Source organism: Paenibacillus motobuensis, assembly GCF_039521865.1.
GTDB classification, from domain to species: Bacteria; Bacillota; Bacilli; order Paenibacillales; family Paenibacillaceae; genus Fontibacillus; species Fontibacillus motobuensis.
The window spans coordinates 182,939-196,568 of the sequence record NZ_BAAACX010000016.1 but is presented as its reverse complement, the minus strand read 5'-3'; the positions used below and the strand labels follow the sequence as shown (position 1 = coordinate 196,568).

The following is a 13,630-nucleotide window of genomic DNA, read 5'->3' as shown; positions in this document are numbered from 1 at the left end:
ATTTTTTATCAATAAAGAGGTTAGTTCAACCTCTATATCCTGCCCAACTGGATTTCACCGGAGTAGATTGTCCGTTCCTTCCCATGCTGATCGGTGATCAGTAAGGCGCCTGACGGATCCAAACCGGTTGCAAACCCACTGCTTTCTCCCTGCGGTGTTCTGATCTGCACCTGACGGCCGATCGTTACAGATAAGGCTTCCCAAAGATGGCCGATCGGAGCAAAGCCCTCTTCATTGTACAAATTGTAAAGTTGCTCTAGCTCATACAGTATTTCTGCGATCAGAAGAGCACGGTCTTGCTTGCTGTCGCTCTCGATTCGAAGCGAAGTCGCAACGGAGCGTATCTCTTCAGGTATATCCTCCAGCTGCAGATTCACATCGATACCAATCCCAACGATACAATATTTGAGCAGCTCGTCCTCACTAATCGATTCAACCAGAATCCCGCACAGCTTACGACCCTCAATAAGCAGATCATTAGGCCACTTGATACCAACGTCAACCCCGCTGACCTTGCGCAAGGCGCGGCATACACCCACGGCTGTCAGTAGCGTAAGCTGAGCTGCAAAGACGATCGGCTGGCGTGGCTTCAGCAGCATACTCATCCAAATTCCCTTGCCGGATGGGGAGTACCATTTCCGTCCTTGCCTACCCCGCCCTACAGTCTGCTCTTCAGCTATCACTAGCGTTCCTTCAGCTGCACCTTGCTCAGCTAACGCTCTGACTTCATCCTGTGTTGTCTTAACGACATCCATAACGTGAATTTGGCGTCCGAACGTTACAGTCTGCAGTCTTGACAGCACATCTTCTCCATGGATTCGTTCTGGCGAATGAACTAGTCGATATCCCTTACGTGAGACCGCCTCAAATTCATATCCGTCCTGTCGCAGCTTATTAATCTGCTTCCAGACCGCTGTTCTGCTGATCGACAATCGCCGGCTTAACTCTTCGCCTGATATATATTGTCCGGGATGATCCAGCAGCATTTGCAATAAACGATTAGATTCCATCTCAATTCACCACGTCTTTCACATGCTCCAACAACGCTTCACGCTCGTTGACCAATTCTCCCATAGCTACAGACTCGAGCATTTGCTTCATTAACTGTCCGAGCCACGGCCCCCCCTTTTTACCAGTGCACTGTATAACATCACTTCCAGCTATCGCTAAATCACGCAGCTCGTATACCGTCATCCCTTCATGCCACTCTCTAACTTGATCGAGTAGGCGGTTCAGGAAGTCCAGCTCAGCAAGCTGCTTCCATTCGGGAACGGGATAACTGGCTTGGGCAGCCTCTTGTAGCAGCGCCTGATAACATTCAAGCCAGTCAACCACCGTGTCGCTGCCATAAGCAAGCTCCAATAGAATCCAGGTGTGCCGCCATTTTTGTACATCTTCCTGATCAGCAGGAGATAGAGTATATAGACGATCCAGCCACTGTTCGTCAAATCTGATCAGCTTGGTGGTCCGCTCCACAATCAGGTTAGAGAATGTCCAGTGCCGCATCAACTCTTCAGCCTCTTCTGCATGGATATTAAGTCCTCTTAGCAGCAAATACAGACGCTTCACTAAACCGGACACTAACGGATTCTCCATTGTTCTTATATAACTCTCCCGAATTGGCTCGAGATAAGAGACCGGATATTTCACTTCATTGATCATACCGCTTCGCTGAATCAAAGCTAGTCCACGCAATGGACGTGGCCCTTCAATAACCCGCTCAAATTCCGCCCGAATTCGTTCCATCGCAATGAAGGACAACATGCCCCTTCCGGCTACAAGGGCCCTCCACAAGCTCTTCACCGGCCTGAAACCGAATACGGAGGCAAATCGAATCGCCCTAATCATCCGCAGGGCATCCTCTTCGAATCGCTCCCCTGCTTGGCCGACGCAGCGAATCAAGCCAGCGGCGATATCCTCTCGTCCGCCAAATGGATCAATCAGTCGCCCTTCCATGCCAAGCGCCATTGCATTCATCGTGAAATCGCGTCTTTGCAGATCTTCTATGATCGCATCGACAAATTCGACCCGAGAAGGCCGGCGATGATCCTCATAATCCGATTCTTTGCGGAAGGTTGTTACTTCAAACGAATAATCACCCATAAGTACCATCACCGTTCCATGCTGAATCCCGGTGGGAACAGTACGATCAAAAAGTTCGATAACCTGGTCCGGTCTAGCTGAAGTAGCGATATCCATATCATGAACCTCGCGGCCCATAATTTCATCACGCACGCATCCTCCGACAAAATAAGCTTCAAAGTCATGCGCGATTAGTATATGTAACACCGCTTCCCCCTGACGGTACATCAGGGGGTCTACCTGTTTCCATGAATCCATTCTATTACAAGCCTCCATGCTAATTAATCGATAAGAGGAAGTTCAAAAAGTCCGCTTTTAAATTCTATGCTCGCAGAGATGATCAGCTTACCGATGTAAGGCCAGGCACTTCGCGATCCAACACACGATAATAAATAGCTTCATAAATAGAGGTAATCCGATCACTGCCGAAATCATTTCTCGCGCGATCCAGGCAGGCCTTCTTCATACGCTCCGCTAGCTTGTCGTCGGAGAGCAGCGAGATACAATACTCGGCCATTTGATCCGTGTCGCCAATAGGAGCGAGGAATCCACTATCTCCATGCGTGACGAGCTCGGGGATACCGCCTGCTACCGATCCAACTGTCGGCACACCGCAGGCCATGGCCTCCAAGGCAACGAGCCCAAAGCTCTCCTTCTCCGATGGCAGCAGCAGAACATCAGCCATGGAGATAACATGAGCAATATCATCTTGCTTGCCAAGGAAGTGTACCTTATCGCAAAGGCCCATCTCCTTGATTTTACACTGGATCTTCGGCAAGTCGGGGCCTTCGCCGACAAGCAGCAACTTGGAAGGAATCTTGGTGGTTACCTTCTCGAAGATATCGATTACATCGCTGACCCTCTTGACGGGACGGAAGTTAGAAATATGCATGAGCACTTTCTCCTCGGGAGCGGCAAAATCATCGCGGCACTCAAGACAAGGTCTAGGGTAGTACACACGCTCATCCACGAAATTGTAAGCCAAATCGATATCTCTCGAAATATCAAGAACTTCACGGGTCTCTTTGATTAAATCCCGTGATACGGAGGTAACCGCATCGCTCTCGTTAATGGCAAGTCGGATCAGATCCTTAAGCGATTCATCTTGAGCGAGTACGGTAATATCCGTTCCGTGTAGTGTCGTAACTACCTTCAATTGGTCCCCGACCATCTGTTTGGCCAGGAAGGCACACACTGCATGCGGCATAGCATAGTGTACATGTAATATATCAAGATTCTCCCTCTTGGCTACCTGTGCCATCTTCGTAGCCAGAGATAGATCGTAAGGTGGATAGCGGAACACATAATAGTCGCTGACTTCGATCTCGTGATAAATAATGTTCTTATGGAAACTTCCTAGCCTGAAAGGTACTCCATGACAGATGAAATGAACTTCATGTCCCTTCTCTGCCAGAAGTTTACCGAGTTCGGTCGCAACAACCCCCGAACCTCCCAGTGAAGGATAACATGTAATGCCAATTTTTAGATGCTGGTTCATTGGCGGGGGCCTCCTTATAAATATAGTCAGTGTGTGTGTTCCTATATAACTTATGAACTCCGAGTTCCAAATAGATTAACAACATATGGGGTCTTGACCGCAAACCCCTCAGCATAAGGAATAAGCTTACGCTGGCCAAGCAATGAATCCCGGGCCTTCACCCTCTCAACATAGCCTTGATTCAGCGGCGTAAGCGCGATTTCCTCCTCCCGCGGCTCCGCTCCGAACTGCGAGCGATAGCAACCCAGGGCTTGCTCTTTCAATGCATAGTTGTCCGTTACATCCACGAGCAGATCAGGAGTTCTCCAGTCGTTAATGAAATAGAAGTAGAGCTCCGGCGCAGCTACCGCGGGCTTGTCCGGCATATAACGACGTAGTTTGCTATTGAATACTGCATCCTCAACAAGCTTGCTGCAAGCGATATGATCTGGATGACGATCTTCCCAATAGGGGGCAAAAATAATAGACGGTTGATATCCACGGATTACCGACGTTATCGCCGCAATCTGTTCCGCAGAGCCGTTCAAGCCACGATCCGGCAGTCCAAGATTCAGGCGCACTGTGACCCCGAGCAACTCGGCAGCCGCAGCGGCCTCCTGCTTGCGAAGTTCAACATTACCGTTAGAAGATAGTTCAGCTTCTGTCAGATCGCAGAGACCGACTTTGTATCCGGCAGTCACCTGCTTGGCAATTGTACCGGCCATTCCAATCTCTGCATCATCTGCATGGGCACCAAAAATTAATATATCAAGCGGTTCGCTCATTATTTTAACTCCGGTTTGAGCAATTCAACCAATTCACGCCAAGCAAAATCACCACGGTCCAAGGCACGAACGAGAATTTCCGCCGTAGCCATATTCGTAGCAACTGGAATACCGTGCACATCGCAGAGACGAAGCAGCGCTGTAATGTCAGGTTCATGCGGCTGGGCCATCAATGGATCGCGCAGGAAAATAACAAGATCCATTTCATTCTGGGCAATCAGCGCCCCGATCTGTTGATCGCCGCCGAGTGGACCAGATAAGAAACGGTGAATTTTCAGATTGGTAGCTTCCATAATCCGTTGTCCCGTTGTTCCTGTTGAATATAGATTTTTACCTTGAAATACTTGCTCGTAAGCTACTACAAAATTAACGATGTCTTCTTTCTTTCTGTCGTGGGCTATAAATGCGATGTTAAGCATCTGTGTCATCTCCTACTCTTCCATAAAATGTTCAAAACCGTAAATCATCCCTTTACAGTTCAAAACCTTCTTCACTGCTATATTAACACCAGGCATGTATCCTGCGCGATCATAAGAATCATGGCGAATTTTCAAAGTTTGGCCAAAATCCCCGAATACGACTTCTTCTTGAGCAAATATCCCTGGAAGACGAACGCTATGAATCCGGAAGCCATTATAATAGCCGCCGCGCGCCCCTTCAATGGTCTCCTCTTCATTCGGATTGCCTTGTCTATGTTCTTTTCGATTCATCGAGATCAATTCGGCTGTCTTGATCGCTGTACCGGAAGGCGCATCGAGCTTCTGATCCCCGTGATATTCGATAATTTCCACATTTGGAAAATATTTAGCCGCTTCGGCCGCAAATTTCATCAGCAAAATAGCGCCGACGGAAAAATTGGGAGCGATAAGCCCGCCTAGCCCTTTATCATGGCATAGCTTGTCCAGATGCTCGATCTGCTCCGGCGTAAATCCGGTCGTACCGGTCACCGGAGACACGCCAAATCTGATTGCCAATTCCGTATTGGCATAAGCAGATTTCGGCGTCGTAAAATCTACCATGACCTGCGGCTTGCTCTCAAGAAGAGCGAGCTCCAGATCAGAGGTAATCGCGACTCCGCACTGCGACTTGCCAACTAATGTTCCAGTGTCCAATCCTTCTTCTGACGGACTTATGGCAGCTACTAATTGAAGCTCTGGATCCTCAAGCACCATCTTAACGACTTCTTTACCCATTTTGCCGGTTGCACCGACAACGGCTACTCTAATTTGTTCTCCCATTTTTAATCCCCCTTCACTTGAACTAAGATGATGACTGATTCAATTTGTTCTCCAATTGTTGTTCCAATTCAGCGAGCTGCCTCGTAACCACTTCATCCTGAGGCAAAGCATAAGCCTCGCGCAGAGCGGACAGGGATGCATCATATCTCCCCATCTCGCCATAAGCAATCGCTAACCATGCCTGCACACCGACAGATAAAGGGTCTAGCTCACCCGCCCGTTCAAGCAAGCGGACGGCCTGTTCAGAGCGATTTGTCTTATCCTCTGTCTTCCCCTCCAGATGCCTTCTGGCGATCCCAAGTAGCTCTTTGGCTCTTAGGCGGTCGAAATGAAGCATATATTCTTCATGATCGGGCGCAAGTGTCGCTGCAAGGCGAGCATGTGTCAGAGCCTTATCGAGGCAGTTACTGCGGGCGCTAGTGATGGAATGGCGATAATGAATATCGGCATTATCCGGTTCAACAATCAATGCCTGTTCAAACCAATAGAGCGCCTGCTCAAAATCATTCTCATAAATGCTACGGTACGCTTCGCTTAAATACTGTTTCGCCTTCATCTGCTGTCCCCCTAACCAAATGGGCTGATTCACTATTACAGCATATGAAGGCGCTACTTATTCGGTGTCCTTTTTCGTCCAACGATCCGCATCTCGGGTCGAGAATTTACGCATTACTTTATCATGGGCCTCCGTCAGATCAATTCCAAGCGAATTGGCGAAGCAAATCGTAATAAAGAGGATGTCTCCCAATTCCAGCTCGATCGAACCCTCCGGCTCATCCGGCTTCTTGGGCTTCTCTCCATATGTATGATTGACTTCACGGGCCAGTTCCCCGAGCTCCTCGCTCATTCGTGCGATTAATGCCAGCGGACTGAAGTACCCTTCCTTGAACTGTGATATATACTTGTCCACTTCGCGCTGCATTTCAGCTAGAGATTTCTCATTCATCCTATCACCCCAACCTGTTGTCTAGATTAATTCTTATGTTATCGTAACAGGAAATTGAAAACAAATTCTTTTTGGAGATATACTATGAGTGCGATGTTCAAAAAGTCTGGTTTTCAGCACCGAGCCTACTTCTATGAAAGAAATGCGTAAATTGATTATACTACTCACTGGTAAAGGAAGAAACGAGTATTATGAAAAATATCACAAATTATGCGCGATCCATAATTCCGATTATTATCGGAACAGCCATTTATGCCTTTGGGCTTCTGTATTTTATAATTCCGAATCAGCTCATGGAGGGCGGCGTTACCGGTATTACGATTCTGTTGAAGTATGCCTTCGCCATCTCTCCATCTATCTCGAACCTAGTCATCAATATCCCCTTGTTCCTCCTGGGCTGGAAAATTCTCGGCGGCCGGCAGATGATTCTGACTGGTATCGGTATCGGCTCGCTGTCTTTCTTCTTATGGCTATTTGAACATATCCTTAGTCAAGGCTGGATCGAAATGCTCCAAACTGATTATATTCTCGCCACGATGTACGCCGGCGTTACGCTTGGAGCAGGTCTTGGCATCGTCTTCCGCTTCGGCGGCACGACTGGCGGCTCCGATATTATCGCCCGGATTCTTGGCCGCAAATTTGGCCTCAGCATGGGGCAGGTCATCCTCAGCATTGACGTCGTCATTATTGGCTTATCTCTCTTTTATGTACGTAAGGAAAATATTCTATACACGCTCGTTGCCGTATTTATCGCCTCCAGAGTGATCGATTTCATTCAAGAGGGCGCTTATTCCGCCAAAGCATTCATGATCATCAGCGATCACGCTGAGGCGATTGCCGATATTATCACCAATGATATGGAGCGCGGCGTCACCTTGATTCCCGCCAAAGGAGCCTATTCGAAGCAGGATAAGCCGATGGCTTACTGTGTCGTATCTCGGCAGGAGATCAGGCGTCTTCAAAGTATCGCCAAATCGGTAGATCCAAGAGCTTTTATTATCATTAGCGATGTACGCGATGTTCACGGAGAGGGTTTCCGCGAAGAATAAAAAAAGAGGTGCCCCAGCACGATATGGGGCACCTCTTCTTCCATCAATCAGAATCGAAAACGATCATTCTTCTCGTTCTTGCCAGGAACCGAGATCACAGTTTGGCTCGCTCGATATTTCCTGTAAGCTGTATAGCACAAGGCGAGCAGAATCCAGCCACCGATCAGCAGGCTCCAGTTCCACGGATTTCCGTATCCATTAATCGGTAGAAAGACCGGTTCATCTCCTTTTTTGCCGAACAATTCCTTAATGAACCCTTCTCCTTGCTGTAAAGCACTAGTCAGCGCAGACATATCTGCATCCTTCTCTTTCGTCAAGCTATCCGTATAATACAACCACGAATCAAAACGGCTGATTTCCGTCATATCTTTTCGGATCACTGCTGCTGGACGAATTAATTCATAATGCGACTTCAGGCTAAGATAAGCTTCTCTTAATGCAGCTCCGCTCCCAGCAGCACGAGCCTGATTCATACGCTGCAGATCCTCGCCAAGTACCTTATAATACTGATGCCATAATGCCTGCTTCGAGTGGGTAAGACTGTTCACGGCAAGTCTAAGCCGCGCGGATGAGCTGATCCACTCCTCTTGTCCATCTACGGCCTTGGCCAATGTCTCTTTAACATCCATGATACTCTCAGCCAGAGCATGAATTCCCTCCACTGAAGTCAACCCCTTGAAGGATAGGCGCTCCAACGCATCAATAACTTGTTCCATATCCTGATTCGCTTTTTGCGTATTCCCCTGCTGCATGTCTTGATACAACAATTCCGTAGCCGTTTCCAACTGCCGCAGCTTGTCAGCCCTTTCTTGCTCCGTTATTTTGATATCCGCGGCCTGTGCGACTGGTAGCCCGTCGGCATAAGCCTGGGATCCTTGCAGAAGCAGCAGGATCATTGACAAGGCAGCTATTAGACAATATCCTTTCCATTTCACGGACATCCCTCCCTACCATCATGTTATGGCAGGCTGTCCACACTTAGAACCTAGAGGTAGTTCAAAAAGTCCGCTTTTGATCACGGAGTAACTCAGGAAGCCGACTCGACATCGAATCTTGAATTCACCCGGGTCTTCCGGTGCTCACGTACAAACTACGTACGCTCCGCTCCTCAGACCCTAGCTTCATCCAACCTTCTCGGTGCTGAAAACCAGACTTTTTGAACCTTTATTTAATGAGGTAGTTTAAAAGTCTGCTTTTGATAAAAAAAACGATCGATGTAGTTCAAGGATGAGCGACCTTATTGAAAGGGATTCCTACGAAATTAGTCCATTAGCATATGAATAGCGGAGCTCATATCCGTTACATTTCTTAAGTGGCCAATATTCGCAAAGTAAGAGCTGTGGCTTCCGTTAGAGATTTTTTCTAGCTAATTCTATAATCGCTTAGCTGCCCGGAGGGCAATCCAGCCAGCAAGTGTGCTGGCGCAAGTCAGCGCGAAGGTGAAGATCATCACCGCGTTCACATCATTCCACAATACTTCCGGCAACCACGGGTAGACCCCAAAGCTGTAATCAATAAAGTCATTCAATATCGTCCAGCTCCAGGCAGCGATCAGCATGAATGAACCAAATTTAAACAGACGAACATATAGCAAAGCTTCAACTGCCATAGCTAAATGGGATGCCACCAGCATCCAATCCTGCCATACCAGCACATTTCCCTGGGCCGCTCCTGCAAATATAATCGTAACCGCCCAAATTCCGTATTTAATGCTCGTTACGACGGCCAATCCTTCAATAACCGTTCGGATGAAATAGAACTTCCCTAACTTCTCGGGGAACAATAGAAATAATAAAGCTACAGTAAAAAACAAACTAGCTGTAGGGCTGTCTGGAACAAATACAATCAGCCAATGCGGCTGAGTCGCCCAAGTCTCCCGCAGCTGATTATCGTACCAAATGTACCCATAGATCGTACCGAGCAGATTCACAATGAAAAGACACCATAGTATGTATTTATTCCCGAGCAAGGATTTGCTCCATAAAGTCGACAGCCTCAAGCGTCAATCTCCTCCCCATTAGGCGGGACTAGCCCGATAGATATGTAAAAACCTGATCGTATTCACGATCAGGTTCATCAAGTTATTACTATTCTACTGCCTCGGCCTTCTGCTTCGCAAGCCATTCAGCCAAATGATCAATATCATCATCGCTTAGGCCATTTGCTTTCGCAGTATCATACATAGGTTGCATTCTGCCGTTAAAGCCTTCTTTAATAATAGTTAGAATTTCTTCTTTATTATGCTTGTCGCCAATACCCCGCAGTGACGGGCCGCCGCCACCCTTCAAGTCAGCTCCGTGACAGCTGATACAAGTGGCCTTCTTAAAGGACTCCATTGCCGGATCATCCTTATCAACGATGGCGATCTCTTTGTCTTGAGTAACGTTGGTTGTTGGTAGCCCCTTCTCCCGGTTCTCGCGCGCCTTCTCTTCACGCTGAATATGCTCTGGTTGAAGCCCTGTAGCCTTCAGCTCGTTCTGATAGTGAGTCCAGGCGAAGTTAGTCAAATAGACCAGCGATGCAATCGACAGAAGCATTAATGACGAAGCAATCGGGCGCTTATAGAATCTGCGCTCCTTACCACGGTCAAGAAATGGAGCCAACAATAGAGAACCAAAGGCAACACCTGGAATCCCGAGCGTTCCAAGAACGACATAATCTCCAGAAGCATATGGATATTTCAAATACTGATACAGGAACAGAAAGTACCAGTCTGGCATCGGAATGACCTGAGCACTAGGGTTGGCCGGAAAACCGAGCGGTGCCGGTTCGGAAATTGTCAACACGAGGAACCCGACGAGTACAACAACGCCAACCATCCATTCCTTAAGTAGAAAGTTCGGAATGAACGCTTCAGATTTCCCCGGATAAGCCGTGTAATCGGGAGGTGTAACGAAGCCGTCGCCTTTACGAACACGTGAATCACCGACATATACGACTTTTTCTTTCGATTTGTCTCCGTGAGCCATGTAAATGCCTCCCTTCCTTCATTTATTTTATAGAGGTCCGCTTTTGATCACGAAGTGAATCATGAAGTAACTCGGCATCGAATCTTGAATTCAGCCGGGTCTAAGCAAATGCTTACGAAGTCATGTTTCCTACGGAAACATCTCAGGTGCTCACGTACAAACTACATGCAAATGCTTTCGAGGTCGTTTTCTACGAAAACGTGTAGCTCCGCTCCTCAGACCCTAGCTTCAGACGGGCCTTCTCGGTGCTGAAAACGGGCCTTTTTGAACATGATTTTTATAGAGGTCCAGAGATCCCTTGTCTGCGGATCATGATAAAATGTCCTACCAATAGGAGCAGCAATACAGCCGGAAGGAAGAAGACATGGATCGCGAAGAAGCGAGTCAGCGTCTCGGCACCGACAATGGTTCCGCCCTGCAGTAATTCCTTAATGACCGGTCCTAGCACCGGAACTGAATTGGCGATTTCCAACGTAACCTTGGTTGCGAAATAGGACTTGTTATCCCATGGCAGCAAATAACCAGTCAGACCGAGACCGATCATAACGAAGAAGATCAGCATCCCGACAACCCAGTTCATTTCCCGCGGCGCTTTGTAAGAGCCGGTGAAGAATACCCGCAGTGTATGCAGGAACATCATCACGATAACAAGGCTTGCTCCCCAGTGATGCATCCCGCGAACGATCTGTCCAAAGGCAACCTGGGTCTGCAAATATTCAACGCTGGCATAAGCGTTCTTAATATCTGGTACATAATACATCGTCAGGAACATTCCCGACAAAATCTGGATCACAGTAATAAAAAACGTCAGTCCGCCGAAGCAATACACAAAGGCAGAGAAATGATGCGCCGGGTTAACATGCTCTGGTACTTCATGGTCAGCAACATCTCTCCAGATCGGCGTGATATCGAGACGTTCGTCAATCCAGTTATATACATTCTTAAACATCCGAATCTACGCCTCCTTACTTCACTCTTGTATTGGCGACAATGTCGCCGAGATAAACCCAATCATCTTTCAACATAACCTTGTACTCATCCAACGGCTTCGGTGCAACAGCAAGCTGCTTGCCGTCCTGCGTGTAATGCGCCCCATGACAAGGACAGTGATATTCGTTAGGGAAATTTTTGTCACTGTTCCATCCGACCGTACACCCCAGATGTTTACAAATCGGTGAAAGCGCATAAATTTTGCCGCTCTCATCTTTACGAATCCATGCCGTGAGCGAGGCGATGCTGGAATACCAACCATCCTGCTGTGGAAGTTCAAAATTGAACTCCTGCGGCTCATTCGTTATTTTGCTGGCTTCGACCACTTTAATGAAAGCGCCCTCGCCCTTTTTATGCAAAATCGGATCTACGGCAAAACGAACCATCGGAAGCGTCACTCCGCCTACCATAAATGCGGTGGCGCCTCCCAATGTGTATGTAAGAAACTGCCGCCTGGACATTTCCTTACGGATGGGCGGTTTATGCGACGATTCATGCTCGTCATGCTGATTGCTCATAATGTCTTCAACCCCCTTTTTCGCCAATTGATCTTTAATGATCTTCCCTTTTCAATGACAATAATCACATGAATATGTAAGTCAGTTTAATAATATATTAGCGTTTTGAGAGCGTCAAGAATTTGACACATATTTTCCAAGGATAAACAGTAGGTATATTATTAAAATGTCAATAATTTGTCACAATTGAATCGATCCGGAACTTTGCCAAAGTGCTTGAACAGCTTGTCTAATTTGTTCTGCTCCCTCGGGCGTCTTATATCCAGGAAAAGCCTGTGCCGTCACGATAAGATCCGCATCGGCCAACGCTTCAGTTGTCCACGTCGCATCGGCCGACATGACAATGGCATATTTGAATCCAGATAATTTGATGTTGCGACATACTTCGTTGATAAGCTCCGCAATCTGTGTATCTCCATATTGAAAAGCTGGATATGTAACGACCCTGCCTTTGAACGGAATCTCGATGCAATCCATAATATCCCGTAACCGTTCCAATTTGCCCGTCACTTCAAATGGCCGCTCCGTTCCTGCAAGAGCAGTAACCGGAATTAGGCAAGTATCGAGATAAGGACGCAATTCCTCCCAGGCAGATGACTCAATTTCACTAAATTTCATGCTCCATTCCTCCCCTAGTATCACTCCTATTATAGTCACAGAGATGTCACATTTAAAGGGTGGATTTCTTTAGTCCATTAGCTGTTATTTAAACTCGCATAATTAAGAGGATAAGTACGGCTTCACTCCTTCAGCAAAATAAAAGGAAATGCCGCGCGGCATTTCCTTCTAATGATCCAATGTCTTCAGTTCATCCGTAAGAAGTCGGAAGGCCACCTCATCGCCTTTGGCCAGGGCAGAATCAATCTCGCTATATATTTGCTCCGACCGGCGCTTGCGCAGCGCTTCATCCCAGACCATCTCTGCCGCTAAACTGAGCATCGCTTCATAAGTAACCTTCATTTGATCCATAGGATGCACCTCCAATACATTGTCATGAGATCCTATATTCTTTGCCTTTCACTACATAACTTTCCATCGTCCGTTTCATTCTAAGCAAATCATCTTCTTTTAATTCACGTACGACTCTTGCAGGAGAGCCTAGAGAAAGAGTATAGGGTGGAATTTTCGTATTCTCTGTTACTAATGATCCTGCTCCTACTAAAGCATATTCACCGATTTCCGCACCGTTTAAGACGATTGCCCCCATCCCGATTAATGTACCTTGGCCTATCGTTGCGCCATGAATAATCGCACCATGGCCTACAGATACCTCGTTCTGAACAATGAGCGGCTGATCGGTATTAACATGCCCGATGACACCATCTTGAATATTGCAGCGATCACCGATCATGATTGGCGCTAGATCTCCGCGGAGCACCGCGTTGTACCATATTGTCGAATCCTTACCTACCGTTACTTCACCGATGACCTTTGCTCCTTCGGCCACAAATACCGATGAATCCAGATTTGGTCTTCTTCCCAGGTATTCAATCAGCATGACGAACCACTCTCCCGCCGTTTAGTTGGGAGTGATTGTAGCAATAAGGTACACTATTGTCAACGAAACTAAATATTA

The 13,630-nt window shown here is 47.4% G+C and carries 17 protein-coding genes; 1 reads left to right on the top strand and 16 read right to left on the bottom strand.

Going from position 1 to position 13,630, the window contains the following annotated elements; genetic code table 11:
• Positions 1-32: 32 nt before the first annotated feature.
• From ABD014_RS18855 to ABD014_RS18820, 8 genes are all read right to left on the bottom strand, one after another.
• A complete protein-coding gene (locus ABD014_RS18855; protein ID WP_343863637.1) occupies positions 33-1,010 on the bottom strand; it encodes a biotin--[acetyl-CoA-carboxylase] ligase in 978 nt (325 codons plus the stop codon).
• A gap of 1 nt (position 1,011) precedes the next feature.
• Positions 1,012-2,340, bottom strand: a complete 1,329-nt coding sequence (locus tag ABD014_RS18850; protein ID WP_343863635.1) for a CCA tRNA nucleotidyltransferase — start codon at positions 2,338-2,340, stop codon at positions 1,012-1,014.
• A gap of 82 nt (positions 2,341-2,422) precedes the next feature.
• Positions 2,423-3,580 carry an N-acetyl-alpha-D-glucosaminyl L-malate synthase BshA gene (bshA, locus tag ABD014_RS18845; RefSeq protein WP_343863633.1) on the bottom strand — a complete coding sequence of 386 codons (1,158 nt, stop codon included), beginning with the start codon at positions 3,578-3,580 and terminating at the stop codon, positions 2,423-2,425.
• Positions 3,581-3,630: 50 nt separating this feature from the next.
• Complete coding sequence (gene bshB1 / locus ABD014_RS18840; RefSeq protein WP_343863631.1) at positions 3,631-4,344, bottom strand: bacillithiol biosynthesis deacetylase BshB1; 714 nt, start codon at positions 4,342-4,344, stop codon at positions 3,631-3,633.
• The gene (gene mgsA, locus ABD014_RS18835) at positions 4,344-4,763 is read right to left on the bottom strand and encodes a methylglyoxal synthase (protein ID WP_343863629.1); all 420 of its coding nucleotides are present in this window, start codon (positions 4,761-4,763) and stop codon (positions 4,344-4,346) included. Before mgsA ends, bshB1 begins: the two co-directional genes overlap by 1 nt.
• A gap of 12 nt (positions 4,764-4,775) precedes the next feature.
• On the bottom strand, positions 4,776-5,582 hold the full coding sequence (gene dapB, locus ABD014_RS18830; RefSeq protein ID WP_343863627.1) for a 4-hydroxy-tetrahydrodipicolinate reductase: 807 nt from the start codon (positions 5,580-5,582) through the stop codon (positions 4,776-4,778).
• 22 nt (positions 5,583-5,604) lie between these two features.
• Entirely contained in the window at positions 5,605-6,138 is a 534-nt protein-coding gene (locus tag ABD014_RS18825) for a tetratricopeptide repeat protein (protein ID WP_343863625.1), read from the bottom strand.
• Between the two features lie 57 nt (positions 6,139-6,195).
• Positions 6,196-6,528, bottom strand: coding sequence for a nucleotide pyrophosphohydrolase (locus tag ABD014_RS18820; protein WP_309158663.1), 333 nt, complete (start codon positions 6,526-6,528; stop codon positions 6,196-6,198).
• A 191-nt stretch (positions 6,529-6,719) separates the two neighbouring features.
• On the opposite strand from ABD014_RS18820, the gene ABD014_RS18815 reads away from it, so the two are divergent.
• Positions 6,720-7,577 carry a YitT family protein gene (locus ABD014_RS18815; RefSeq protein ID WP_343863621.1) on the top strand — a complete coding sequence of 286 codons (858 nt, stop codon included), beginning with the start codon at positions 6,720-6,722 and terminating at the stop codon, positions 7,575-7,577.
• 47 nt (positions 7,578-7,624) lie between these two features.
• On the opposite strand, the gene ABD014_RS18810 is transcribed toward ABD014_RS18815, so the two are convergent.
• The 8 genes from ABD014_RS18810 to ABD014_RS18775 form a co-directional block, all read right to left on the bottom strand.
• Complete coding sequence (locus tag ABD014_RS18810; RefSeq protein ID WP_379340952.1) at positions 7,625-8,518, bottom strand: sporulation protein YpjB; 894 nt, start codon at positions 8,516-8,518, stop codon at positions 7,625-7,627.
• A gap of 431 nt (positions 8,519-8,949) precedes the next feature.
• Entirely contained in the window at positions 8,950-9,576 is a 627-nt protein-coding gene (locus tag ABD014_RS18805; protein WP_343863617.1) for a DUF1405 domain-containing protein, read from the bottom strand.
• Between the two features lie 88 nt (positions 9,577-9,664).
• A complete protein-coding gene (locus tag ABD014_RS18800) occupies positions 9,665-10,546 on the bottom strand; it encodes a c-type cytochrome (RefSeq protein ID WP_343863614.1) in 882 nt (293 codons plus the stop codon).
• A 277-nt stretch (positions 10,547-10,823) separates the two neighbouring features.
• The gene (gene qcrB / locus ABD014_RS18795; protein ID WP_068781722.1) at positions 10,824-11,495 is read right to left on the bottom strand and encodes a menaquinol-cytochrome c reductase cytochrome b subunit; all 672 of its coding nucleotides are present in this window, start codon (positions 11,493-11,495) and stop codon (positions 10,824-10,826) included.
• A 16-nt stretch (positions 11,496-11,511) separates the two neighbouring features.
• Positions 11,512-12,054, bottom strand: coding sequence for a Rieske (2Fe-2S) protein (locus ABD014_RS18790; RefSeq protein WP_193556447.1), 543 nt, complete (start codon positions 12,052-12,054; stop codon positions 11,512-11,514).
• Positions 12,055-12,234: 180 nt separating this feature from the next.
• Positions 12,235-12,672, bottom strand: a complete 438-nt coding sequence (locus ABD014_RS18785; protein WP_343863611.1) for a DUF2487 family protein — start codon at positions 12,670-12,672, stop codon at positions 12,235-12,237.
• A 168-nt stretch (positions 12,673-12,840) separates the two neighbouring features.
• The gene (locus tag ABD014_RS18780) at positions 12,841-13,023 is read right to left on the bottom strand and encodes an IDEAL domain-containing protein (protein WP_251411902.1); all 183 of its coding nucleotides are present in this window, start codon (positions 13,021-13,023) and stop codon (positions 12,841-12,843) included.
• 22 nt (positions 13,024-13,045) lie between these two features.
• On the bottom strand, positions 13,046-13,552 hold the full coding sequence (locus tag ABD014_RS18775; protein WP_343863607.1) for a gamma carbonic anhydrase family protein: 507 nt from the start codon (positions 13,550-13,552) through the stop codon (positions 13,046-13,048).
• Positions 13,553-13,630 lie beyond the last annotated feature (78 nt).

Bases quoted from the DNA above. Each gene is read 5' to 3' on its own strand.
- ABD014_RS18855 (WP_343863637.1), bottom strand. From the start codon at position 1,010: ATGGAATCTAATCGTTTATTGCAAATGCTGCTGGATCATCCCGGACAA.
- ABD014_RS18850 (WP_343863635.1), bottom strand. From the start codon at position 2,340: ATGGATTCATGGAAACAGGTAGACCCCCTGATGTACCGTCAGGGGGAA.
- bshA (WP_343863633.1), bottom strand. From the start codon at position 3,580: ATGAACCAGCATCTAAAAATTGGCATTACATGTTATCCTTCACTGGGA.
- bshB1 (WP_343863631.1), bottom strand. From the start codon at position 4,344: ATGAGCGAACCGCTTGATATATTAATTTTTGGTGCCCATGCAGATGAT.
- mgsA (WP_343863629.1), bottom strand. From the start codon at position 4,763: ATGCTTAACATCGCATTTATAGCCCACGACAGAAAGAAAGAAGACATC.
- dapB (WP_343863627.1), bottom strand. From the start codon at position 5,582: ATGGGAGAACAAATTAGAGTAGCCGTTGTCGGTGCAACCGGCAAAATG.
- ABD014_RS18825 (WP_343863625.1), bottom strand. From the start codon at position 6,138: ATGAAGGCGAAACAGTATTTAAGCGAAGCGTACCGTAGCATTTATGAG.
- ABD014_RS18820 (WP_309158663.1), bottom strand. From the start codon at position 6,528: ATGAATGAGAAATCTCTAGCTGAAATGCAGCGCGAAGTGGACAAGTAT.
- ABD014_RS18815 (WP_343863621.1), top strand. From the start codon at position 6,720: ATGAAAAATATCACAAATTATGCGCGATCCATAATTCCGATTATTATC.
- ABD014_RS18810 (WP_379340952.1), bottom strand. From the start codon at position 8,518: ATGTCCGTGAAATGGAAAGGATATTGTCTAATAGCTGCCTTGTCAATG.
- ABD014_RS18800 (WP_343863614.1), bottom strand. From the start codon at position 10,546: ATGGCTCACGGAGACAAATCGAAAGAAAAAGTCGTATATGTCGGTGAT.
- qcrB (WP_068781722.1), bottom strand. From the start codon at position 11,495: ATGTTTAAGAATGTATATAACTGGATTGACGAACGTCTCGATATCACG.
- ABD014_RS18790 (WP_193556447.1), bottom strand. From the start codon at position 12,054: ATGAGCAATCAGCATGACGAGCATGAATCGTCGCATAAACCGCCCATC.
- ABD014_RS18785 (WP_343863611.1), bottom strand. From the start codon at position 12,672: ATGAAATTTAGTGAAATTGAGTCATCTGCCTGGGAGGAATTGCGTCCT.
- ABD014_RS18780 (WP_251411902.1), bottom strand. From the start codon at position 13,023: ATGGATCAAATGAAGGTTACTTATGAAGCGATGCTCAGTTTAGCGGCA.
- ABD014_RS18775 (WP_343863607.1), bottom strand. From the start codon at position 13,552: ATGCTGATTGAATACCTGGGAAGAAGACCAAATCTGGATTCATCGGTA.